This window comes from Jeotgalibacillus sp. JSM ZJ347, assembly GCF_044383825.1.
Classification (GTDB): domain Bacteria; phylum Bacillota; class Bacilli; order Bacillales; family Jeotgalibacillaceae; genus Jeotgalibacillus.
In genome coordinates, this window is the sequence record NZ_JBISEN010000002.1 from 331,883 (window position 1) to 354,492 (window position 22,610).

The 22,610-nt window shown below is 42.0% G+C and carries 17 protein-coding genes; 11 read left to right on the forward strand and 6 right to left on the reverse strand.

Annotation, left to right across the window (positions count from 1 at the left end):
* Positions 1-2: 2 nt before the first annotated feature.
* The gene (locus ACH6CZ_RS07500) at positions 3-1,763 is read right to left on the reverse strand and encodes a DUF2334 domain-containing protein (RefSeq protein ID WP_374096810.1); all 1,761 of its coding nucleotides are present in this window, start codon (positions 1,761-1,763) and stop codon (positions 3-5) included.
* A gap of 252 nt (positions 1,764-2,015) precedes the next feature.
* Between ACH6CZ_RS07500 and ACH6CZ_RS07505 the strand changes: the two genes are divergently transcribed.
* The gene (locus ACH6CZ_RS07505) at positions 2,016-2,363 is read left to right on the forward strand and encodes a helix-turn-helix domain-containing protein (protein ID WP_374096812.1); all 348 of its coding nucleotides are present in this window, start codon (positions 2,016-2,018) and stop codon (positions 2,361-2,363) included.
* Positions 2,364-2,417: 54 nt separating this feature from the next.
* On the opposite strand, the gene ACH6CZ_RS07510 is transcribed toward ACH6CZ_RS07505, so the two are convergent.
* Positions 2,418-3,518: an acyltransferase family protein gene (locus tag ACH6CZ_RS07510; RefSeq protein WP_374096813.1), complete on the reverse strand. Its 1,101-nt coding sequence runs from the start codon at positions 3,516-3,518 to the stop codon at positions 2,418-2,420.
* A 183-nt stretch (positions 3,519-3,701) separates the two neighbouring features.
* Positions 3,702-4,256, reverse strand: coding sequence for a biotin transporter BioY (locus ACH6CZ_RS07515; protein WP_374096814.1), 555 nt, complete (start codon positions 4,254-4,256; stop codon positions 3,702-3,704).
* A 172-nt stretch (positions 4,257-4,428) separates the two neighbouring features.
* On the opposite strand from ACH6CZ_RS07515, the gene ACH6CZ_RS07520 reads away from it, so the two are divergent.
* The 5 genes from ACH6CZ_RS07520 to ACH6CZ_RS07540 all read left to right on the forward strand — a co-directional run bounded on the left by ACH6CZ_RS07520 (position 4,429) and on the right by ACH6CZ_RS07540 (position 11,666).
* The gene (locus ACH6CZ_RS07520) at positions 4,429-6,591 is read left to right on the forward strand and encodes a malate synthase G (RefSeq protein WP_374096815.1); all 2,163 of its coding nucleotides are present in this window, start codon (positions 4,429-4,431) and stop codon (positions 6,589-6,591) included.
* A 318-nt stretch (positions 6,592-6,909) separates the two neighbouring features.
* Positions 6,910-7,209, forward strand: a complete 300-nt coding sequence (locus ACH6CZ_RS07525; protein ID WP_374096816.1) for a hypothetical protein — start codon at positions 6,910-6,912, stop codon at positions 7,207-7,209.
* Positions 7,210-7,282: 73 nt separating this feature from the next.
* Positions 7,283-8,569: an isocitrate lyase gene (aceA, locus tag ACH6CZ_RS07530; protein ID WP_374096817.1), complete on the forward strand. Its 1,287-nt coding sequence runs from the start codon at positions 7,283-7,285 to the stop codon at positions 8,567-8,569.
* Between the two features lie 162 nt (positions 8,570-8,731).
* Positions 8,732-10,375: a sensor domain-containing protein gene (locus tag ACH6CZ_RS07535; protein ID WP_374096818.1), complete on the forward strand. Its 1,644-nt coding sequence runs from the start codon at positions 8,732-8,734 to the stop codon at positions 10,373-10,375.
* 82 nt (positions 10,376-10,457) lie between these two features.
* Entirely contained in the window at positions 10,458-11,666 is a 1,209-nt protein-coding gene (locus ACH6CZ_RS07540; protein ID WP_374096819.1) for an NAD(P)/FAD-dependent oxidoreductase, read from the forward strand.
* Between the two features lie 36 nt (positions 11,667-11,702).
* On the opposite strand, the gene ACH6CZ_RS07545 is transcribed toward ACH6CZ_RS07540, so the two are convergent.
* Positions 11,703-13,001, reverse strand: coding sequence for an MFS transporter (locus ACH6CZ_RS07545; RefSeq protein ID WP_374096820.1), 1,299 nt, complete (start codon positions 12,999-13,001; stop codon positions 11,703-11,705).
* A 117-nt stretch (positions 13,002-13,118) separates the two neighbouring features.
* Here ACH6CZ_RS07545 and ACH6CZ_RS07550 point away from each other — a divergent pair, with 117 nt between their 5' ends.
* From ACH6CZ_RS07550 to ACH6CZ_RS07560, 3 genes are all read left to right on the forward strand, one after another.
* Positions 13,119-14,384: a helix-turn-helix domain-containing protein gene (locus tag ACH6CZ_RS07550; RefSeq protein WP_374096821.1), complete on the forward strand. Its 1,266-nt coding sequence runs from the start codon at positions 13,119-13,121 to the stop codon at positions 14,382-14,384.
* A 213-nt stretch (positions 14,385-14,597) separates the two neighbouring features.
* The gene (locus tag ACH6CZ_RS07555; RefSeq protein WP_374096822.1) at positions 14,598-14,828 is read left to right on the forward strand and encodes an excisionase family DNA-binding protein; all 231 of its coding nucleotides are present in this window, start codon (positions 14,598-14,600) and stop codon (positions 14,826-14,828) included.
* A gap of 19 nt (positions 14,829-14,847) precedes the next feature.
* On the forward strand, positions 14,848-16,047 hold the full coding sequence (locus ACH6CZ_RS07560) for a peptide ABC transporter permease (protein WP_374096823.1): 1,200 nt from the start codon (positions 14,848-14,850) through the stop codon (positions 16,045-16,047).
* Between the two features lie 44 nt (positions 16,048-16,091).
* Here ACH6CZ_RS07560 and ACH6CZ_RS07565 read toward each other — a convergent pair whose 3' ends face one another.
* Positions 16,092-16,883 carry an NAD-dependent epimerase/dehydratase family protein gene (locus ACH6CZ_RS07565; RefSeq protein ID WP_374096824.1) on the reverse strand — a complete coding sequence of 264 codons (792 nt, stop codon included), beginning with the start codon at positions 16,881-16,883 and terminating at the stop codon, positions 16,092-16,094.
* 445 nt (positions 16,884-17,328) lie between these two features.
* Here ACH6CZ_RS07565 and ACH6CZ_RS07570 point away from each other — a divergent pair, with 445 nt between their 5' ends.
* Positions 17,329-18,699 carry an aspartate kinase gene (locus ACH6CZ_RS07570; protein ID WP_374096825.1) on the forward strand — a complete coding sequence of 457 codons (1,371 nt, stop codon included), beginning with the start codon at positions 17,329-17,331 and terminating at the stop codon, positions 18,697-18,699.
* 300 nt (positions 18,700-18,999) lie between these two features.
* Here ACH6CZ_RS07570 and ACH6CZ_RS07575 read toward each other — a convergent pair whose 3' ends face one another.
* Positions 19,000-20,457 (reverse strand): alpha-amylase, encoded by a 1,458-nt coding sequence (locus ACH6CZ_RS07575; RefSeq protein ID WP_374096826.1) that lies wholly within the window; start codon positions 20,455-20,457, stop codon positions 19,000-19,002.
* Between the two features lie 248 nt (positions 20,458-20,705).
* Between ACH6CZ_RS07575 and ACH6CZ_RS07580 the strand changes: the two genes are divergently transcribed.
* Positions 20,706-22,424: an ABC transporter ATP-binding protein gene (locus ACH6CZ_RS07580; protein WP_374096827.1), complete on the forward strand. Its 1,719-nt coding sequence runs from the start codon at positions 20,706-20,708 to the stop codon at positions 22,422-22,424.
* The last annotated feature ends 186 nt before the right edge of the window (positions 22,425-22,610 follow it).

The following is a 22,610-nucleotide window of genomic DNA, read 5'->3' on the forward strand; positions in this document are numbered from 1 at the left end:
CGTTAAACCTCCTCGATTTCATTGATGTGACGTCTTCTGATACCAATAAATATAATGAAAAGTGTGACCATACCAAGCCCTGTAAATGCGATCACCCATGAAAGAGTTTTTACCCATTCATGTATGTGATAAAGTGGGAAATCAAAAGATGTCATTAGCAGACCAGCAGTTTGGATATCAGTTACAACCTGCCCATCTTCAGTTGAAATCACGATATTTTCAGCTTGAACTGTAATCTCTTTTTCTTTTAAATCAATCCAATCAATATTTGGAATACTAGACATTACTTCAATTACATCTAGTAAACCCTCGGGTCCTAAGTACGGATGATAAAAGGCAGAAGCGATTCCGTCCTCAGTCAATTGAATCAACGCTGCTTTTTCCTGCATTACCGCCAAAGCGTCGGGATCATCTTCCGGGAGATAACCAAGTGTCTCCGGTAATACTTCAAGACCGGGAAGTAATGATGGTTTTGTAACAAATGGGGAAGAATCCATAGTCTCCCAGTTTTTATCACTCAGCTGAATCTGTCCGACATAAGTGTTAAAGAATTCTGCCACTGTATGATAACCATTCTGCGACATGGTATAGTGCGGTGCTTCAAATGCCAGTGGATACAAACCATAATTGGTCAGCTCCTGAATCCCGCGTGTAATTCTTGAGCGAATATAATTTGATTCAAATGCTTTTAATCGATCCATATATTTTTCATAAGCCTGTGCTGAAGGGAAGTCGGAACGGGCTTTTAATACAAAATTCTCATTATCAGCTTCTGCATAGATTGGGCGGTCATTTTCTACATCCCAGAATTCAAATCCTTCCCCTGTCTCGCTCTTTCTGAATTGATGGGTGTATCCGTGGAGAACAATACTTCCACCTTTATCCTGCATATCTTTTAGTACCTTTAATAGCTTCGGGGAGTCAGAAAAATGTGTCTCTCTGCCTGTTTCGGGATCTGTATATACCGGGATCACCGCGATCATGTACGGTATGTTATGCTCAGCAAAGATCTCTCCGGTCGCTTTAAGGTTTTCTGGATCAACTAACGGGTGCACATCTTCAAGCCGGATATACCCTAGTCTTGTCTGAGCCTCCTGTATACCGAGAAAATCTTTAATTGCAGACCCCGCAACCAGTGCTTCAGGATAAGAATAATGAATCATACTAAAATAGTAGGATGTTCCTTTTTTAACTAAAACAGGATGAGCTGTCATGTGATCATATTCAAGTCCACGCACCAATATTTCAGTAGCTGTGTCAGTCGTAATACGCTTTGCTATTCCTCGTGATGGCACATGAGTTTTGGTGATACCATCTTCTTTAAGGTAGGAAGTAATTTCATATTTGCTTCCAAAAGTGAGAAACTCATAATGAGCATCAATTTGATGAACGTTATGTCCGATTGAAAAGATCGGTCCATTAAACTCTTCAATTAATTTTAGAGCGGGCTTCGTTATATGATTTCTGCTGAAGCCGTAATAAATTAAGTGAGTTATCCCTTTAAAATCTTTTTCAGTGACCTGATTGACACTTTTATACTCTACGCTTTCAGCGGCTGCTCCGACTGTCAAATCTAGCATCCGGATATACTCGTTCACTTCACTATCTTTAGTAGAATAAAGAACCAACGGCTTGATTTCAGAGGTATCATCATTTGCAGAGGCTGGAGTAGCGTAATTCAGTAAAGCAGAGCCAATCAGGATAAACAAAACAATAGCAATAAAAGCGTTCTTTTTGTTCTTATTAAAGAATTTATTGTCCATATCGATCCTCCTGATGTGAATTTTATTGGTTAATAAAAACAACCCTGGAGTCTTTTTTACTTTTCAAGGAACAATATGTTCTTTATGAAGAACATATATATCAGAGTATATCACGCTTGAAGTGAAAATTGGTAGGTATATTTGCTTATTTTATTCTTTATTAAGAACTATAAAGGTTATTTCTTTAAAAAACACTTTCTATTTTTATATCGTTCGTTATAATGAATTTAAAAGATTGAAGGGGAAATGAAAATGATTGGGAACAAGATCAGAATGCTAAGACTAAAACATGGTTATTCAGTTTCTCAATTATCTGCTAAAGCAAATGTTTCAAAATCTTATTTATCTAATCTGGAAAATCATAAAAAGAAAAATCCATCTCTTTCTGTTTTATCAAAAATTGCTGAAACCTTAGGTACTACAGTTGATGATCTCATTGGAGGACAAGATGAGCCTTCAGTAAATGATAATTTTTACATGGAAGAGCTCGATGATGAATGGGTCCGATTGCTGAAAAAAGGGGTGCAGGAGGGAATGTCAAAAAAGGAATTTAATGAATTTCAGCTGTATCTTAAGTTTCGTAAAAAACATTTTCATTAAAAAGGTACTGTCTGACTGCTCAATCGTGCAGTCAGACAGTACCTCTTATTTATTTTAAGCTGTTTTAGGTTCAGGAGGAAGATGAGTTGTCCTTTTATAGGACCTGGTCAAGAATAATCTCAGGATTTTAACCAAAGGTTTCTCCATAAAATGATAAACAAGAACTCCACTCAGTATCATAATGATAAAAATAAGCATCATAATTCCTGGAGCTCCAATTGTATTATAAAAACCGAGCTGATAAAAATATTCCATGGTGAGATCAAGCACAGTGTTATGAAAAAGGTAAATTGAAAAAGCTGCATTTCCGAGCATATTTAAAAATGCTGGAAGCTGTAATTTTACCTGGATGTCTATTGAAGCAAGACCGATAATGAGAAGAAATGATGCTAACCCTGTGCTGAAATCAAAATCGACGTAAAACCAATCATGTAAATAATTTACCCAGGTAAAAGGAAACATCAGTATACCGGCAGCAATTAATAGCATACTTGTTTTTATATTGAGTAAGCTTCGGCTGACAATGAATCCTGCCAGCATTCCTGCCATGAAGATCAGACTGCTTAAACTGAATATGAAATGAATTGGAAAAACATTCAGATCAATCATACCAGAATAAAATGCGATTGAAAGAAATGCCCATATTGAATAAAAAATGATTATTTTCTGTCTGGACAGTAAAAATGAAAAACTAAACATGAGATAAAAAAATACAGTAAATACTAAAGACCAGGCTACAATCAAATATGGATCACTCTGATTTGGGACTGGAATAAGAAAAATAGAGGTAATCATAGATTGTGTATCAAACGCACTGTTTCCCCATATGTTTTCATGAAAGAAAAACCAAAAGAGCAAATAATTAATGGTGATAATCCAATACAAAGGATAGATACGGATTGCCCGATTCAGTATAAAGGGTTTCCATTCGCTCCGTTTTGTCAATTTATCTTTATACAAATAAAACATCATAAAACCGGAAAGTGCGAAGAAAAAATTTACACCTCCTGATATAGGTAGCTCATGAAGTGACATAAAACTAAATTCATAATACCCATATATACTTTCTGACAAATGGAATGTCATTACCATTAAAGGAACGAGTGCTCTTGATAGCTGAATTAAATTTAAGCGGTTGCTTGGCTGAGCTGTCAATGCTTCCACCCCCTGGATTCATATTGATCATGATTTGAAAAAAATTATAACATTAATATAATTCTTAATAAAGAACAAATTTATATTTTTTTCTTTTTAGAGAACAACAGTTAAAAAACAGACCCTCAATCAAGTGAGAATCTGCTAAATTAGCTTATTAAGTAAACATCTAACGTTGGTTGTTTAAGCCGCCTCCCCAAAACTCATCTGCGAACTCTTCAACCTCTCCCTCACAGCAATCCCTATCCACGCTGCGAGCAAAGCCTTAATCACACCTACTGCTAAAAACGGTGTTACGCCTGCTGCAAGTGCTGCCGGCCATGACAAGTCAAGAAGAAGCTTAAGCCAGATCGCACCGAATGTCAGCGTGACGATCATACCGATCAGATTAGCGATGATCGCCATTTTATAGGTGAAAGCTGTTTTTTCTAAGAATAGACCAGTAAAGAATGCTGCTGCAATAAAACCGATGATATATCCTCCGGTAGGTCCCGCCACTACGTGTGCGCCTCCTGCAAATCCTGCGAAAACAGGCAGTCCGATGATACCTAGCATCATATAGATGATCATTGAAAAAGCACCGTACCTGCTACCTAAAATGGTTGCAGCAATCCCGACTGCAAGTGTCTGTCCGCTGATTGGTACGAGCGGAAGCGGAATTTCAATCTGTGCAAAGATTGCCGTCACTGCTGCCATTATACTGCTGAATAGATACATTCTTAAACGACTGGATGACATCTGAATTCTCCCCTTTAAATGAGTTAACTAATAACAAAATATAGTTTACACAAATAAAGCAAAAGATGCCATTACTTTTAGAAATTTTAGATAACAGTTGAATTTCAAATCTTTTGTTATATAATAATAAATAACTAAATAAACTGTTATATAACAAAAGGAGGAATACTACATGAATAAAAGCGGCATGCAGGTGAACCCTGCACTATATGAATTTATCGAAAAAGAAGCGCTGCCTGGTACAGGGGTAAAGAGTGAGGATTTCTGGAGTGGTTTCAGTGAGGTTGTTCACGCGTTTGCACCTGAAAACGGACAGCTGTTACATAAGCGGGAAGAGCTGCAGCAGAAAATCGATGAATGGCACCACTCACATCAATGGCCAAATGAGCGCGATGCATATGAAAGCTTTTTAAAAGAAATAGGTTATCTTGAGGATGAAACAGAGGATTTTCACATCACGACTCAGAATGTTGATCAGGAAATTGCTAGTCAGGCGGGGCCTCAGCTTGTGGTGCCTGTTAATAATGCGCGCTATGCGATCAATGCTGCAAATGCGAGGTGGGGAAGCCTGTATGATGCGCTGTATGGAACAGATGTGATCAGTGAGGAGAATGGTGCTGAAAGAGGGACTTCGTATAATCCTGAACGTGGAGAACTGGTCATTGCCTATGCGAAAAAATTCCTGGATGAAGCGATTCCCCTTAAAAATGGGTCACACGCAGAAGTAACACGTTATTTCATCAAAAATGGACAGTTGTCAGTTGATACAAGTAATGGGAAGACAGCTTTGCAAGATCCGAACGCTTTTAGAGGGCATCAGGGCTCAGCAGACCATCCGACAGCTGTACTATTACAGCATAACGATCTGCATATTGATATCAGGATTAATCATCAGCATCCGATTGGCAGGACTGACAAGGCAGGTGTAAAAGACGTATGTATTGAAGCTGCACTGACAACCATTATGGACTGTGAAGATTCAGTTACAGCAGTAGATGCTGAAGATAAAGTGCTTGTCTACAGGAATTGGCTTGGACTGATGAAGGGATCGCTTACAGAAAGATTCGTTAAAGGCGGGGAAACGGTTCACCGGACGCTTTCTGATGATCGCTATTATACAGGTCAGGACGGCAGTGATCTGAAGCTGAGAGGCCGTTCACTTCTTTTAATCAGAAATGTTGGTCACTTGATGACAAATGGTATGCTGCTTGACAGAAATGGGAATGAAGTCCCGGAAGGAATCGCGGATGCAGTGATTACAAGCCTCATTGCGCTGCATGATATAAAAGGGAAGCGGACAAATTCTGAAGAGGGTTCTATCTATATTGTTAAACCGAAAATGCACGGATCCGAAGAAGTTGCATTTTCAAACAGATTGTTTAATGCAGTAGAAGATCTGCTTGGGCTTGAACGTCATACGATTAAAATTGGCGTCATGGACGAAGAACGAAGAACAACGCTGAATCTGAAAAACTGTATTCATGCGGTTAAGGATCGAATTGTCTTTATTAATACAGGCTTCCTGGATCGCACAGGTGATGAAATCCATACGTCTATTCAGGCAGGGGCTGTAATCAGAAAAGGTGAAATGAAACAGTCTGTGTGGCTGAATGCGTATGAGAAATCGAATGTAGACAACGGGCTGTTATGCGGGCTTCCGGGTAAAGCGCAGATCGGAAAAGGTATGTGGGCGATGCCTGACAGAATGAAGGAAATGATGGAGCAGAAAACCGGTCATCTGAAAGCTGGGGGTAATACAGCATGGGTTCCGTCACCAACCGCAGCCACACTGCATGCCCTGCACTACCATCAATTACAGGTGAAAAGCATTCAGGAATCACTTCGCAGCAAAATCACAAACCGTAAGCAGGCATTACTGACCATTCCGCTTGCAGATCAGCAGTGGACAGCTGAAGAAATCGAACAGGAACTTGAAAACAACGCCCAGGGTCTACTTGGCTATGTCGTTCGCTGGGTTGAACACGGTATTGGCTGCTCAAAAGTGCCGGATATTCATAACGTGGGCCTTATGGAAGACCGCGCTACGCTGCGCATCTCTAGCCAGCACATCACAAACTGGCTGCAGCATGGCATTGTGACAGAACAGCAGGTCGTTCAAATGCTGGAGAAAATGGCAAAAATCGTTGACCATCAAAACGCTAACGACCCTGCCTACCAGCCAATGAGTGAAGACTTCGGAAATTCCGTTGCGTTCCAGGCAGCAAAAGAACTCATTTTCGAAGGTACAAAACAACCAAGCGGCTACACAGAACCGATTCTGCATAAAAGACGGTTAGAGTATAAAGAGAAGATGCTGGCTTTGAAGGAGTCATAAAGTTAGGGAGTAAAAATTTTATAATTAATGTATCGAGCTAAACTTATTATGAATTGCAGCGCGGATCGCAGCGGAAGGCGGCGACTCCAGCAGGAGAAGCCGGACAGGTGAGACCCCGCAGGCGCGCAGCGTTGAGGAGGCTCACCGCCGGCCCTGCGGAAAGCGTCCGCCTGGAGCTGCGATCCGCGCCAACCTAATAAGAAAAACCCATTTTCAAAAAAATTTAAATTTTCTGTTATAAAACAGTTGCAAAATAAATCACGCTGTTATATATTAATATCAATCAAAGGAAAACAAAACCATTTGGAGGGATGACAAATGCAAACTCAAATGACAGGTACAACCAACCAGGAACTGATCGAAAAGTGGGTAACCCAGCAACTGATGAATGGCAAAACAAACTGTGAAATGGACGGTACGCTATTCGTTTATGGAAATGAAGCGCATCGCCTACATCATCACCCGACAGGCGAAATTGAAATCGTACCAGAACAGATCTCAGACGTTGTTGTATTCAGAAAGCGTGAAGAGCCAATTGAACTGAATCACTGCAGAGCCTGCGGGATGGAATATGATACTTTCAAGGATGCAATTGAATGCTGTTCTGATGTAGACTAATTTTTTTGGAATGTGTGTTATATAACAAATTTAAAATAAAAGAATTGTAATAATACAAAAGGGGATGGAAGTCATGACAAACACAAACAATCAGCAGGTTGAAGAGCTAGAGCAAAACTGGCAGGGGGAGCGCTGGGAAGGGGTCCAGCGCCCTTACACTCCGGAAGATGTAATCAAACTGAGAGGGTCAGTTGTCATAGAACAGACGCTTGCAAGAATGGGTGCAGAAAGACTTTGGAAGCTGATGCATGAGGAAGATTATATTAATGCACTTGGCGCACTGACTGGAAATCAGGCAATGCAGCAAGTAAAGGCGGGTCTAAAGGCCATTTATCTGAGCGGCTGGCAGGTTGCAGCAGACGCAAACCTTTCAGGTCACATGTATCCGGATCAAAGTTTATATCCGGCAAACAGTGTGCCGCAGGTTGTCAAAAGAATTAACCAGACGCTTCAGCGTGCTGATCAGATTCAGCAGGCTGAAGGAAAGGGCGATACATACTGGTTCGCCCCAATTGTAGCAGATATGGAAGCTGGCTTTGGGGGCAACCTGAACGTATTTGAATTAACAAAAGCGATGATCGAAGCAGGAGCAGGCGGCGTTCACTTAGAAGATCAGCTTTCTTCAGAAAAGAAATGCGGACACTTGGGAGGTAAAGTACTTCTTCCAACGCAGACAGCAGTCAAAAACCTGATCTCAGCAAGACTTGCAGCAGATGTAATGGGTGTACCGACAGTGATTATTGCCCGTACTGATGCAAACGCAGCGAATCTGATTACAAGCGACGTTGATCCATACGACCATCAGTTCATTACAGGTGAACGCACACCTGAAGGATTCTTCCGTACAAATGACGGACTTGATCAGGCGATTGCAAGAGGTCTTGCATATGCACCTTATGCAGATCTGATCTGGTGTGAGACATCTGAACCGAATCTTGATGAGGCACGCAGATTTGCTGAAGCGATTCATGAGAAGTTCCCTGGCAAGCTGCTTGCTTATAACTGTTCACCTTCTTTCAACTGGAAAAAGAAGCTGGATGATGAAACGATTGAAACGTTCCAGCAGGAGCTTGGTAAAATGGGCTACAAATTCCAGTTCGTTACACTTGCAGGCTTCCATTCACTGAACTATGGCATGTTTGAACTGGCGCGTGGTTATAAAGCACGCGGAATGGGTGCTTATTCTGAACTGCAGCAGGCAGAGTTCGATGCAGAAGAGAATGGTTACACAGCAACACGTCACCAGCGGGAAGTTGGTACAGGTTACTTTGATGAGGTATCAATGGTCATCTCAGGTGGTACATCATCAACGACTGCTCTATCAGGATCTACAGAAACAGAACAATTCCAAAAAGCATAAAGAATAATAGAGGCGCCCTTATAAAGGGCGTTTCTTTTGCTATGAAAAATAAATAAGTGAGAAATTTTTGAAAACATACTTTATAAGCCTATCGGCACGCTTAACTTTTGTTTAATAGTGGTATGATAAAAGTACTATGTCAGATGGGCGGAGGTTAAAGATATGAAACAGAAATATGAAAACAACATACACCCATTTATTACGATGATGGATAGGGTATCTGACATTGTTTTAATTCTTGAAGTATTTCCAGGTCCTGAATTTATCTATGAATTTATTAATGAGCGTGGAAAAGAAATTCTTGGTCTCGATGAAAAAATTCTCGGAAACAGTTTTGCAGATATATATGATCCGGAACGGGCTAAGTATATAGAAGAAAAATATATTGAGGTATTAAATACAAAGTCTCACACGCATTTTGAGCTGATTGGAAAAGGTGGGTGGATTGGAGAGACCACACTTAATCCAATTGTAGATGAAGAGAATCAGGTAACGCACGTCTTGTCAATTACAAGAGATGTAACTGAGCGGAAAGAGCTTGAGGAAGACCTGGCGAAAACTTCAGCTGAACTAGGTCTTGTATGGGATCACGCGTCTGATGCCATCTTTTTTATGAATGAAAACGGTTCGGTTTACAGAGTGAACCGGGCTTTTGAAGAAATGCTTGGCTACCAGGAGGATGAAGTCAGGGATGTGCTGATTCCGCCTTTTTTCACAGGACATAACCAGGAGAAACACGAGGCTTTCTTAGCATCTTTATTTGGCGGTCAGGCTTTTGAAAATATGGAGCGCCAGCGCAAGTGTAAGGACGGCAGTGTCATTGAAGTCTTAGCCTCTTACCGTCCTGTGAAGTTAAATAACAGGTCTTACGCAATTGTCATGTATAAAGATATTACTCATTTAAAGAAAGTGGAAAAGCAGGCAAGAGAGCGTGAAGAACGGTTTAAATCTCTTTTTGATGCAAATCCTGATATGATTTGGGCGATTAATAAGCATGGTTGCGTGGAGAATGTAAATGCGGCTGTATACGATATTTTAGGTTATTCAAAAGAAGAAATTCTGCAGATGGATCGCCACCTGCTAGCGAATAATACTGATTGTCAGGCCCATGAGTATGGGGAAGCAATGAGAAAAACGCTTGAGGGGGAATCTGTTGAATATACAGCGGTGTTGTTTCATAAAGAAGGAAAGAAAGTAGAGTTGAAAGTCAAAACGCTTCCAATCAGAGTGAATGGGGAAACCATTGGAATCTATGAAGTCGGTCAGGATGTGACGCAGCGTAACCGGGCTGAGAGAGCATTAAAAAGAATGGCCTTCACTGACAGCCTGACGGGTCTTCCGAACCGACGCTATATTACTGAAAAAATTGATGAAACGATTGCAGCTGCAAAAGAGCATCAACAGCAGTTTGCGCTCCTTTATATTGATATGGATCACTTTAAGGAAATCAATGATACATTCGGTCACGATGCCGGAGATGATCTGCTGAAATTATTTGCAAACCGGATTCGAAGTGAGGTGGATGAAGACCAGCTTGTAGCAAGGATTGGCGGGGACGAGTTTCTGGTGCTGCTGCCACAAATTTCTGATGAGGAAAATGCTACAGGAAAAGCTGGAGAAATTTTAAATGCACTTAGCAAGCCTTACAGAATCCGCGGTCAGCAGCTCGATGTGACATCAAGTATGGGCCTCTCAATCTATCCGCTTCACGGCAAAAACAAACGTGAACTGATCAAGCAGGCAGATGAAGCATTATACAGTGCAAAAGACACCGGCAAAAATATGCTGAAGATTTTCGGAAAATAAGCACGCTTCTGTGCTTGTTTTTTTTGGGTTTTGCAAAACCGTTTGGCAGGGTATGAATAATAGAAAGAGAGGAAGTGCAAAGATGTCTGAATTACATAATGGAAAATTATATTGGCCTGAAACCGCAGAAAGGGACGTTTCATTTCCGGCATTAAAAGATGAACAGCATTGTGATGTGCTGATTATTGGTGGAGGGATGGCCGGTGCGCTTTGCGCCGAAGAATTGTCACACACACAGTTAAAGGTCGCAGTAGTGGATAAAGGCGGTGTGGGAGAAGGAAGCTCATCTGCAAACACCGGACTGCTTCAGTACTCGAATGATAAAATGCTGCATGAATTTATAGAGGAAATCGGTGAAGAGAAGGCCGTCATGTTTTATAAAATGTGCCTGGATGCGGTAGAGGAGCTGCAGAAGGTAGCTGGCACTTTACCTGGAAAAGTTGATTTTATCAGAAGGCCGAGCCTGTATTATGCATCTGACGAATCAGATATTGAAAAGCTGGAGAAAGAATATGAAGCTTTAACAACACATGGCTTTGAAGTCGAGTATTTTGATGCTGATAAAATAGAAGAGCTGTATGGGTTCAGAAAACCGGCGGCGCTTATGACGCATGGTGATGCAGAAGTTAATCCATTCCGGCTGATCAGGGCACTGTTTGAAAGTGCGCAAACGCGCGGTGTTAAGATCTATGAACATACACCGCTTGAAAGCCTCAAGACAGAGGATGGCAAGTATATGTTACAAACAACAGAAGGAAAAATCATTGCTGATCGCGTCATTTACTGTACTGGATATGAGGCGAAATCACTGGCAGACAGATTTGGCGGAGAATTGAACCGGACGTATGCGATTACGACAAATCCAGTTGAAGACCTGGAGTCGTGGATATACCGCGCGATGATCTGGGAAACAAAACGTCCTTACTTTTACATGAGAACCACTGAAGACGACAGGATTATTGCCGGCGGTCTTGATGAAGACAAAATGGACGCCGATGTTAGTGATGAAAAGCTGCGCGATCGTGGAGACCGACTGATTAATCGTATAAAAGAGCATTTCCCTGACCTCGACATCCAGGCTGAATACTTATGGTCAGCGGCTTTTGGAGAGTCAGAGGATGGACTTCCCTTTATCGGTAAGGATCCTAAGCAGGAAGGTATTTATTATTGTCTTGGATTTGGCGGGAACGGCACAGTGTACAGTAAGCTGGGTGCGAAACTGTTATGTGAGATGTTCCATGACGAACATGATCCGGAAGAAGCAGCCATTGTAGATCCGGGACGAGACTGAATAGCAAAAAGCCGGGACGCTCCCGGCTTTTTTCATTTACGCCTCAACAATTTTTACTGCTTCTTCATCAATCATCTTTTCAGCAGCAACTTCATCATCAACCTTCGAAGGTCTCAAGCCAATCACTGTCACCATCATCAGAAAGACTGAGGAGACTAAAATAATCAGCACCGGCGAAGTCACGTCATACAAAAATCCGAATAGGAGCAGCCCAATTGGTGAGATCCCTGAAGCAACCATTTCGAGCAGTCCGAACACTCTTCCGCGGTAATGCTCCGGTGTGGTCTTTTGCATCAGAACCATAATTGGCGTATTGATCATCATCAGATTTCCACCAAACAAAAAGCCGAGCACCATATAGTAGATAATAAATCCTGGAGAACCCATTGGGACCAGCATTGGAAGTGCAAGCAATGCGAATAGAATACCGATATTCAGCATACCAAACCGCATCGTGCGAATCGGCTTTGTGAATTCTTTTCGTGTAGAAATATAAATAGAAAGAACCAGTGTGCCAACGCCAAACATGGCTTCGATCAACCCGAACTGATCAGAGGTAGCACCAAGTATTTCAATCGTAATATAGGGCAGTCCGACGACTGATGCCATAAAGAAGAAGTTAACCCAAAGCGCTACCAGCATAATCGGCAGCAGAACACGATGCCTTTTTACATAAGAAGCTCCTGCCTTTAGGCTGGCCATCATCGGCTCATCGTTTTTAGTATGTTCATCAGTTGATTGTCTTTTATAAAGAGAGAAATCGATATTGATTTCGCAGATCAGCGCAGTTCCATATGCCAGAGCATGAATGAGAAAGAACGCTTCAACCGAAAGGAATCCATACATCAGACCTCCCAGTACAGGACCCAAAATAGCGGCAAGTGAGTTAGACGATTGAGTTAATGAAATTGCACGCTGAATACGCGCTTCATCAATAAAGCTGGCAATTGAAGCCGTCAGTCCAATTCCTGCGAACGTTGAAAAAATGGCGAGCAATACAGCTGTAAGATAAATGATTGGCAGATTTAATCCAAAGGAGAGCGTATAGAAAAATACCAGCAGCATCGTTGCACTCATCAAAGCGTGTGCGATCACAACGACCCGCTTCCGTGGCAGTCGATCCACTATATGACCGGCAATAGGCGAGAGAATAATTCTTGGAACCATTGAACATAAAACTGTTAAAGCAAAACTTGAAGCAGAGCCGGTTAATGTTAAGACAAAGAAGCTGATTCCAAACATATAAATGTGAGCACCAATTGTGCCAATGAACTCACCGCCTGTAAAGAAAAACAAATTCCGTGTGGCTTTTTGCAGTCGCTGCTGGTCGGTCATGCAAACCCCTCTTTCTAAAAGTTTAATTTAATTAAACAAATCATAACACGCTTTTTCTTTGTAATCAACAGAAAAGTTTAATATAATTAAACAAAAAGATCGTAGAGGGTGAACAGCATGGGCAGTCTGGGTGAACGTATAAGGAAATTACGCAAAGAAAAAAAGATGACGCTTGTAGATGTTGCAGGAGATGCAATGTCTAAAGGGATGCTGAGCCTGATCGAAAACAGCCGGTCAAACCCTTCTATGGAAAGCCTTCAGCATATTGCCAGTCAGCTTGGTGTGAATGTGCAGCTGCTGTTGGCAGAAGAGTCGAGTGAAGAGATGAAGCAGAAGCTGGTTGAAATAGAAGAGGCTAGGCAAAATCTAAACAATGCAGGATCTTTAAAAGAATATAATCAGAAAGCTGAATGGATTAAAAATGAATTAAATGTAATTTTAAAAGAAGAGCTTCCCAAAACATATGAAACCGGACGTTTTTATGAAATAGCCGGTATCACATATTTAAATGATGAAAAGCATGAGCAAGCAATAAATTATTTAACAAAAGCGATTGAATACTATCAGTCGCTCTCCCTCAATCATGAAATATATAAAGTCCAACTGAGAATGGTATTGAATACTTTTATTACGCATGATTATCAAAGTGCATTAAAAGAATTAATGAGTTACAAGAATCAATACAGGTCGCGTGAACTGGTATCGGACCCACTTGTACAGATTGAATCTGATCATCTAGAAGCTTTATTATTGTATTCAGTCGGAAGATATAAAGAAGGAACTGAAAAATTAGATGAGATTATTGCGTTTTCAAAACGTAAAAATATCTATTACTTAATGGATGATATCTATCGTTTGGCATCATTTAACGCACTAATGAATGGTGATGATGAGAAAAGGCGTTATACACTAATGAAATCTAGACAGTTTGCGGATTTTACAGAAAGAGCAGATCGGATTGTAAGTAGTATTTTCTTGGAAATTCACTATGAAAACGAATATTTAAAGAATCATGATAAAGCGTTACAAATGATAAAAGATATTAAAAACGACAAAATGTTTGGCTCAATGGAGGATAGTGGATACGTCAATCTGGAGCGGGCAAGAGCATATATAGGTCTTGGGGATAGTGATAAAGCTTATGAAGAGCTAAAAGGATTTGAATTCCCAATATTCGCCCACCACCCATTCGACATCTCCATGCTTGCCACTGCAGATGCCTATATGGCACTCTGCCTCATTGAAAAAGGAGACCCTGAAACAGCAATGATTCATGCGGATCAGGCAAAAGCAAGAGTGGCTGGTTTGCCGGAAACACCGTACCATCATTTTATTCAGGAAACATGGGAAAAAACCAAAGCAAATTTGGATAACAGATCATAAGAAGATTATGATTTAATATAGCGGGAATACAGGCAGAGGGCGCTGTTACGGTTTATACAGTGCGCCTCTGCTTTAAAATTGTGGGAAAATAGTGAATTGGTCATGTGGCTGTCATTTAACGTAGAAATTTAAAACGTGATATTTATAGGGTTTAAGTGTATAATTACCTATGTAAATGAGAGAAATATACGTGACATATGAAGGGTGTAGAGAATGTATCTTACAACAAAAGAATTAGCAGCCTATCTGGATGTGTCTGAGCAGTTTATTATACAGCTGATTTATGAAAATAAAATTAAAGCTGTTCATGACGGACAGCAGTATCTGATTAATAAAGAGCAATTTAACCATCATTTAAAACAGATGGAAAAGGTAAAGGAACTCATTGAAGAGTGGAAGAATGAGCCGATTCCGGAGAGTTATGATGTAAAAGATGAAGATTGAGAGAAACGGAGGTGTCCAGATGATTTCTTTTACAAGAGAGCTCAAAAGTCAGTTAGAATCAGCAGATCTGAATCAGATATGGCCGGACTTTAAGCTGACTGCTTACGCGCTTTATAACTTGGAGTATGTGTATTTATTCAATCATCCGATTTGTCAGGGCAAGGATGAACCGCTTATTTTTGAATGGGATAAGCGCTTTGTCGGTAATACGCTGATTTTATTTAAAGATGTTCCAACAGCGATTGTTAATGTTGAAAAGCCGGGATCTTTTGAGGGGAACTATGCCACTTTAGTGCATGAACTTTTTCACGGTTACCAGACGTTAATGGATGAGAAGCGTTTTCCTGATGAACTACTGGGTGTTCAGTACCCGCTTCTTGAAGAGAATATCAGCCTCCGTTTAGAAGAACGGACAGTGCTGCGTGCAGCGATTGATGCCATTTCAGAACATGACAGACTTGCTCAGTTAAAACGTTTTGTCGTATTGAGAGAACAACGAAGAGAACTGCTTGGTGAATCACTTCATTATGAGAATCTCATTGAGACAATTGAAGGGCCTGCCTGGTACGCTGAAATGAAGGCGTATGCATCGCTTCACGAGGGAATTGATGTAGAAGGCTGTTATAAGGAAAAGCTACTTCAGCATGAAGAGGCTGAACTGCATTTAAGAAAGAGCTGCTATAGTTCAGGGCTTGCGCTGTGTCTGCTGCTTGATGAATTGTATCCTGAATGGAAGCACCAATACTTCCATGAAGAATATACGCTATATGAATGTATTAAAGAAAAAACAGGTCTGTGCGACGGAAATAGTTCACAGTGTGAATACAGCATGCAAAGGGAAGCGTCGAGAATTTACCGTATGGTGCAGGAGTCAAGATTGAAAACGATCCAGTCATTTTCAAATTATGATGGCTATCAGCTTACCATTGAAGGGCCGATGAGAGCGGTATTCTTTGACCCGATGAATATGGTGAATATAGATCATCAGCTATTGCATCAGTATTTTGTCACGATGCAGATCCAGGAGCAGGAATACTTGATTAATCAGCCGGCCCTGACGCATTACTCTGAATCTATTTTACACGCGGATAAGCTGCAGCTGAATTTAACGGAAAAGCCCCTTGTCAGAAATAGAACAATCAATATACCTGGAATTGGTGATTTTCATGGGGATATGGTTGAAGATGGGAAGAAGCTAACGCTGATGTTAGCTAATTGAAAAAAGCTGCCGGTCCAATGTGGTCCGGCAACTTTTGTATGACATTAATCCTCTGCAGCATCCTTTTTCACAAACTCATGCCCACCTACATACTTGTAATCATCCGGGTGCCCAAATGAATCCGGCAGTTCATCCAAATATTCATTCGCATCATCAACAGGCGCATAGCCAAGAGGATTATCAGGATCTACTGTAAAGAAGCTCTGCTTATTGTTAGAAATTCCATAAATCGTGACAACCTCATTGATATTAGCTGTAATTGATTTTTGCACAAGCTGTGTCAGGTCTGCGTAGCTGAGCCAGATCATCAGGTGCTCTCTTGAATCCGGCTTTTCCACACAGCCGCATATCCGCAGGTTCACAACCTCCATTTCGAACTTATCATGATACAGCTTACCAAGGTCTTCATTATAGACTTTACTCAGACCATAAAACGTGTCTGGACGGGTTTCAGTCGTTGTATCATAAGGCGCGCCGTCTGAAGGAAGAAAGCCGACTGCGTGAATACTGCTTGCATAGACGACCCTTTTTACACCGTGCTGTCTTGCCGCTTCGTAAATGTGGTATGTGCCCCTGATATTTGCATCCAGAATCTCTTCAAATTCATTTTCCACAGGCAGCCCGCCAAAATGCAGAATTGTTTCTATATCATATTCCTTAAAAATCCCTTCGATCGCTTCGTAATCGTTCAGGTCCGCTTCTATAAACGGCAGCTCCTCCGGCAGTTCATCAGACGTTGAACGGTTTGTTAGTACTAATTCAAAATCATCTTTCAGCGCATGAGCCAACACAGTCCCAAGTCCACCTGAAGCACCCGTTAATAATACTTTACCCATTTCATCTCACTGCCTTTCTGTATCAAGTCATGCTTGTACCTTTCCCTTTTTAAAGCGTTACAATCCGAATTTTAAAAAAATATTACTTGTAAGCGTTCCCAATTTAAATATTCAGCAAATAAGGGTGACACGGTGACGGGAACCTTGTATACTTGTCATTAAAATCTTTCTAGAAAATACAAGTGTTTTTATAGAAAAGACATTTGTCTTTTGACTTTAATAGAAATACAGTTGCAAAATATTAATCAGAAGTTTTATTAAAACCATTATTGTATCTGCACAGCTGATGATAGAAGCGTAAGGGGGCGACTCCTGCGGCAGGAAGGGACAGGTGAGACAGTGCATGGCGAAGCCTGCTGGCTCACCGCCCGGCCGCGGAAAGCGTCCCCCTGCAGCGGAGATCATCAGCCAATATAACAGAGCTAAAAAAAGGAGTTTTGCCTTCATGAAAGTAGTAAAATTTGGTGGCAGTTCAGTCGCAAGTGCCACTCAGTATAAAAAAGTCGCCTCTATCTTAGCAGCAGACCCTGAGCGTAAAGCAGTCATTGTCTCAACGCCTGGTAAACGCCATGAAGGAGATACAAAAACAACTGATTTACTCATTCGTCTTGCTGAAAGTGTAGGGGAGCGGGATTTTGATGAATCTGCTTTTCAGGCAGTTTTGAAAAGATATCAGGACATTATCGATGAGTTAGAGCTTGATTCATCTTTAATGACAGAAGTGGAAGGGCATCTTCATGAAGTCATTTCAATGTACAGGCATTCTAAGGATCGTCTGCTTGATGGATTAAAGGCGAGCGGGGAAGATCTGAACGCTAAAGTGATGGCTGCTTACTTAACATCGCTTGGCAGAAAAGCAACTTATATTTCGCCGAAAAGAGCAGGTATGATTGTAACGGATGAACCGGGTAACGCGCAGATTCTGCCGGAATCCTACCCTGAGATTGCAAAACTGAGAGATATTGAGGGAGTGCTTGTAATACCGGGATTCTTTGGATATTCATATGAAGGAAATATCGTTACGTTCCCGCGTGGCGGCTCTGATATCACAGGGTCCATCATTGCAGCCGGACTCGACGTAACAGAATATGAGAACTTCACTGATGTGGATTCAATTTACTGCGTCAGCCCGAAAATGGTCGACCAGCCACGAGAACTAAAAGAGCTGACGTACCGCGAAATGCGGGAGCTCGCATACTCAGGCTTCTCCGTTTTTCATGATGAAGCCCTGCAGCCCGTTGTTCATAAAAAAATTCCGGTTTGCGTAAAAAATACAAACCGGCCTGAAGCAAAAGGGACAAGGATCGTTGCCAGCCGTGAACTAGACGGACATCCTGTGATCGGGATTGCCAGCGATGAAGGGTTCTGCAGCATTAATATGACAAAATATCTGATGAACAGAGAGCTCGGTTTCGGCCGTAGGCTGCTGGAGATTTTAGAAGATGAGGGTGTGTCATATGAACATACGCCATCAGGAATTGACAACATGTCTGTGATTTTACGTTCTCATCAGCTTTACAATGGACAGGAAGCTCGCGTGTTAAATCGCATTCGCGAAGAACTTCAGGTTGAGGAGCTTTATGTAGAGCGTGATCTTGCAATGATCATGGTCGTAGGGGAAGGCATGAACCAGACAATCGGAATCGCCTCAAAAGCCACGCAGGCACTCGCTCAGGCAGGCGCCAATATCAAGATGATCAACCAGGGATCAAGCGAGGTCAGCATGATGTTTGGTGTAAATGTGGCAGACGTTGAAAAAGCAGTACGGAGTTTGTATCATATCTATTTTCCGGCAGAGGTTGGGCAGAAGGCATAACGATCGATAGGTTCGACGCTTAACAGCACATCTTCGCTTTATACAAAAAAGACTGCTACTGATAAAATAATAAAAAGGAAACTGATGCCCAACTAAACGGCATCAGTTTCCTTTTTTGAATGTAATAAATGGTTAATGCTTAGGTTCATTGGAGCGGAAGGTGGGGACTCCAGGGCGATAAAGCGGGATAGCTGAGATCCCGCAGGCGAAGCCGAGCGATAAAGATTGGACCATAAAACGGTCCTCCGCCCGGAAAGCCTCCACCTGTAGCGGAAATGAACCGGTCTCTTTTAAACAAGCCTATTCAGCCGGCAAAGCCCAAACCGACACACTGCCTGCCTGAACTGGGAATATCCCATATCCTTCATCATCAATCACAACAGGCTCATCAATCGAATTCGTATAATCCGTCCACTCTTCGCCTGCGCGATGTTCACCGACAAACATTCTCTTTTCACCCTCATCACCCACAGTTACAACGACTGCACAGCCTGAACCTTCAATTTCTTCAACACCATGTCTGACCCAGCCAATTGTAGCAGGATGATCGAAATAATCGTCCTGCTCACCATAAGCACGGTGATAGCGCGCGTAAATCAACGGATCAATCGCCTCACGTTTATCCTCAATCGGATCTTCTCCATCAATACCGAAGTAATCCCCGTAAAATACGCAAGGATAGCCATCTGCTCGAAGCAGCACAAGTGCATAGGCACTCTGCTTAAACCAATCCTGTACCCACGATTCAAGTGACTCACCAGGCTGAGAATCATGGTTATCAACAAACGTTACAGCATTCATCGGAAATTCTCCGACAAGTGTTCCTTCAAAAAGAGTTGAAAGGTCAGCATCACGGCCCTCTTCTGATATGCGATGAAGCTTATAGTGAAGCTGGACATCGAATAAATCAAGTTGATAATCCGTCGCCTCAAGGAAGTCCCCACAGGCTTCAATATCCTCATTCCAGTATTCGCCGACCATATAAAAGTTACCATCACGATGCTCTTTTACCTGTCTGATAAATTCATCGATAAAATCATGACTGATATGCTTGATCGCATCCAGGCGGTAGCCGTCTGCATCAAGCATATCTGACATCCATTTACCCCAGTTAATCATCTCATCACGGACTTCAGGGTGATTGTAATCTATATTTGCAAACATCAGGTAATCATAATTGCCAAATTCATCATCTACCTGATCATTCCAGTCTTTCCCCTCACCGACAATTTTGAAAAACCCTGTTCTTTCTTCACGGGCATCATAATCTGTGCCGTTAAAATGGTCAAAGTTCCATTGGAAGTCTGAATATTTTCCGTCACGTCCAGGAAAAGTAAACTTCGTCCAGGCCTCGATCTCAAATGGTTCAGAGATTTCTTCAAGACGGTTTTCAGCGTCTACTTCAATGACCTGAAATGTTTCTTTTTCATCGGCACCGGCCTTGTGATTCATCACGACATCTACATAGACCTGAATGCCGTTTTCATGGCAGGCCGCAATCGCTTCATGGAGCTCATCTTTTGTACCGTATTTTGTTCTGACGTCACCTTTTTGATCAAATTCTCCAAGATCATAGAGGTCGTATACGCCATAGCCGGTATCATCGGGTGATTCACCTTTTGTAACAGGAGGAATCCAGACTGCATCAATTCCGCTTGCTTTTAGTTCGGGTGCTGCGTCTCTCAGTCTTTTCCAGTGGTCGCCGTCTGCAGCGACATGCCACTCGAAGAATTGAAGCATTGTATGATTTCTTTCCATGTAAATTCCTCCTCGAAATATAAAAAGTAATCTATAACGCAAAACCTTTCCGTGTGGGACGGAGACTCCAAGGTTTCGCTGGGTTGAACATTTTCATTTAAAAGAAATCTTAATAGAGTGATTATAGAGCAATCTTAGTAATCAGACAATTTTGAATCCATTTTGTTTCGTATATCGAAAATAGTTGTGGCACTATTTTTTGGTTGCTGTAAAATAATAGTTACATATTTCACAAGGGAGTACGGATGATGTTAAAAAGATTCTTTTCTTACTATAAGCCACATAAAAAGCTTTTTATAGCGGATTTCAGCTGTGCGGTTGTTGTCGGGATTCTGGAGCTAGGCTTTCCATTGGCAGTGTCATGGTTTATTGACACGCTGCTGCCTGAAGGGAACTGGCAAGCCATTACGCTGGTCAGCTTTTTGCTCCTGTTTCTCTATCTCTCAAGTACCTCTCTTCAGTACGTTGTAAACTACTGGGGTCATAAGCTTGGGATTAATATTGAGACAGATATGCGTCAGGAGCTGTTTGAGCACGTTCAGCGGCAATCTTTTTCATTCTTTGATAATACAAAGACCGGTCATATTATGAGCCGGATTACGAATGATCTGTTTGATATCGGGGAAATGGCGCATCACGGGCCTGAGGATTTATTTATTGCCGTGATGACATTTATCGGTGCGTTCTGGATTATGCTGACAATCAATGTGAAGCTTGCACTGATCGCGATCATTGTTGTGCCGTTTCTGATCTGGCTGATTACATATGCCAATATCAGGATGAATACAGCCTGGAAGATGATGTACAGCAATATTGCTGAGGTAAACGCCAGGGTGGAGGACAGCGTATCAGGCGCACGCGTCGTTCAGTCATTTACAAATGAAAAGCATGAAATTAAACGTTTTACGACTGATAACAGGCACTATCGCCAGTCTAAAGTCGGTGCTTATAAAGTCATGGCGTTCAGCCTGTCAGGTATGTATATCATGACGCGTCTGATTGTACTCGTTGTACTCGTATTCGGCGCGTATCTCAGCCTGAATAATGAGCTGTCGTACGGAGAGCTGGTTGCATTTGTTTTATACATTAATGTGCTTTTTAAACCGATTGATAAAATCAGTGCACTGCTTGAAATGTATCCAAAAGGTATGGCCGGGTTCAAACGTTTTACAGATTTACTCGACCAGGCTCCGGTGATTACCAATCGTCCGGGTGCAAAAGAGGTTGATCATTTAGAAGGGGAGATTGAATTTGACCGCGTGTCTTTTAGCTATGATGATCAAAAGGGCGTACTAAGTGATATTTCCCTCAAGCTGAACCGCGGGGAGACTGTTGCGTTTGTAGGGCCGTCCGGTGCAGGGAAAACAACGATCTGTTCACTGATTCCAAGGTTTTATGATGTAAAAGAAGGTGCGATCAGGATTGATGGGATGGATATCCGTGATGTGACAAAGGAGTCGCTCAGAAGTCAGATTGGAATCGTACAGCAGGATGTCTTCCTTTTCACAGGAACACTTCGTGAAAATATTGCTTATGGCAGACTTGATGCCACTGATGAAGAAATTCAGGAAGCTGCGCGAAAAGCAAATCTGGAGTCAGTAGTGGACGGTCTGCCGCTCGGCTACAATACGCAGATTGGTGAGCGTGGCTTAAAGCTGTCAGGCGGTCAGAAGCAGCGGATAGCCATCGCGAGAATGTTTTTAAAGAATCCATCTATTCTGATCCTGGACGAAGCAACTTCAGCACTTGATACAGAAACGGAAGCGATGATTCAGGGTGCAATTGAAGAGCTTGCAAAAGGCCGCACGACGCTTGTGATCGCACACAGACTGGCGACGATCAGAAAAGCGGACCGCGTTGTCGTGGTGACAGAAGAGGGGATTGCAGAAGATGGTACCCATGCAGAACTGCTTGAGCAGGATGGGATTTTTGCGAATTTGCACCGGGTTCAGTATGAGCAGGTTTGATAGGGCGTGGTGGTTCGGCGGGAAATAATGAATGTTCAACGGGAAATGGCAGGCGTTCGACGTAAAAGTAACGATGTTCGACGCTCAGATACTCATGTTCGACGCAAAAACCGCCATGTTCGCCACTTCATGTCATTTGACCTATCCCACTAACGCTGCCCGGACGCCGAACCTTATCAAAAAACC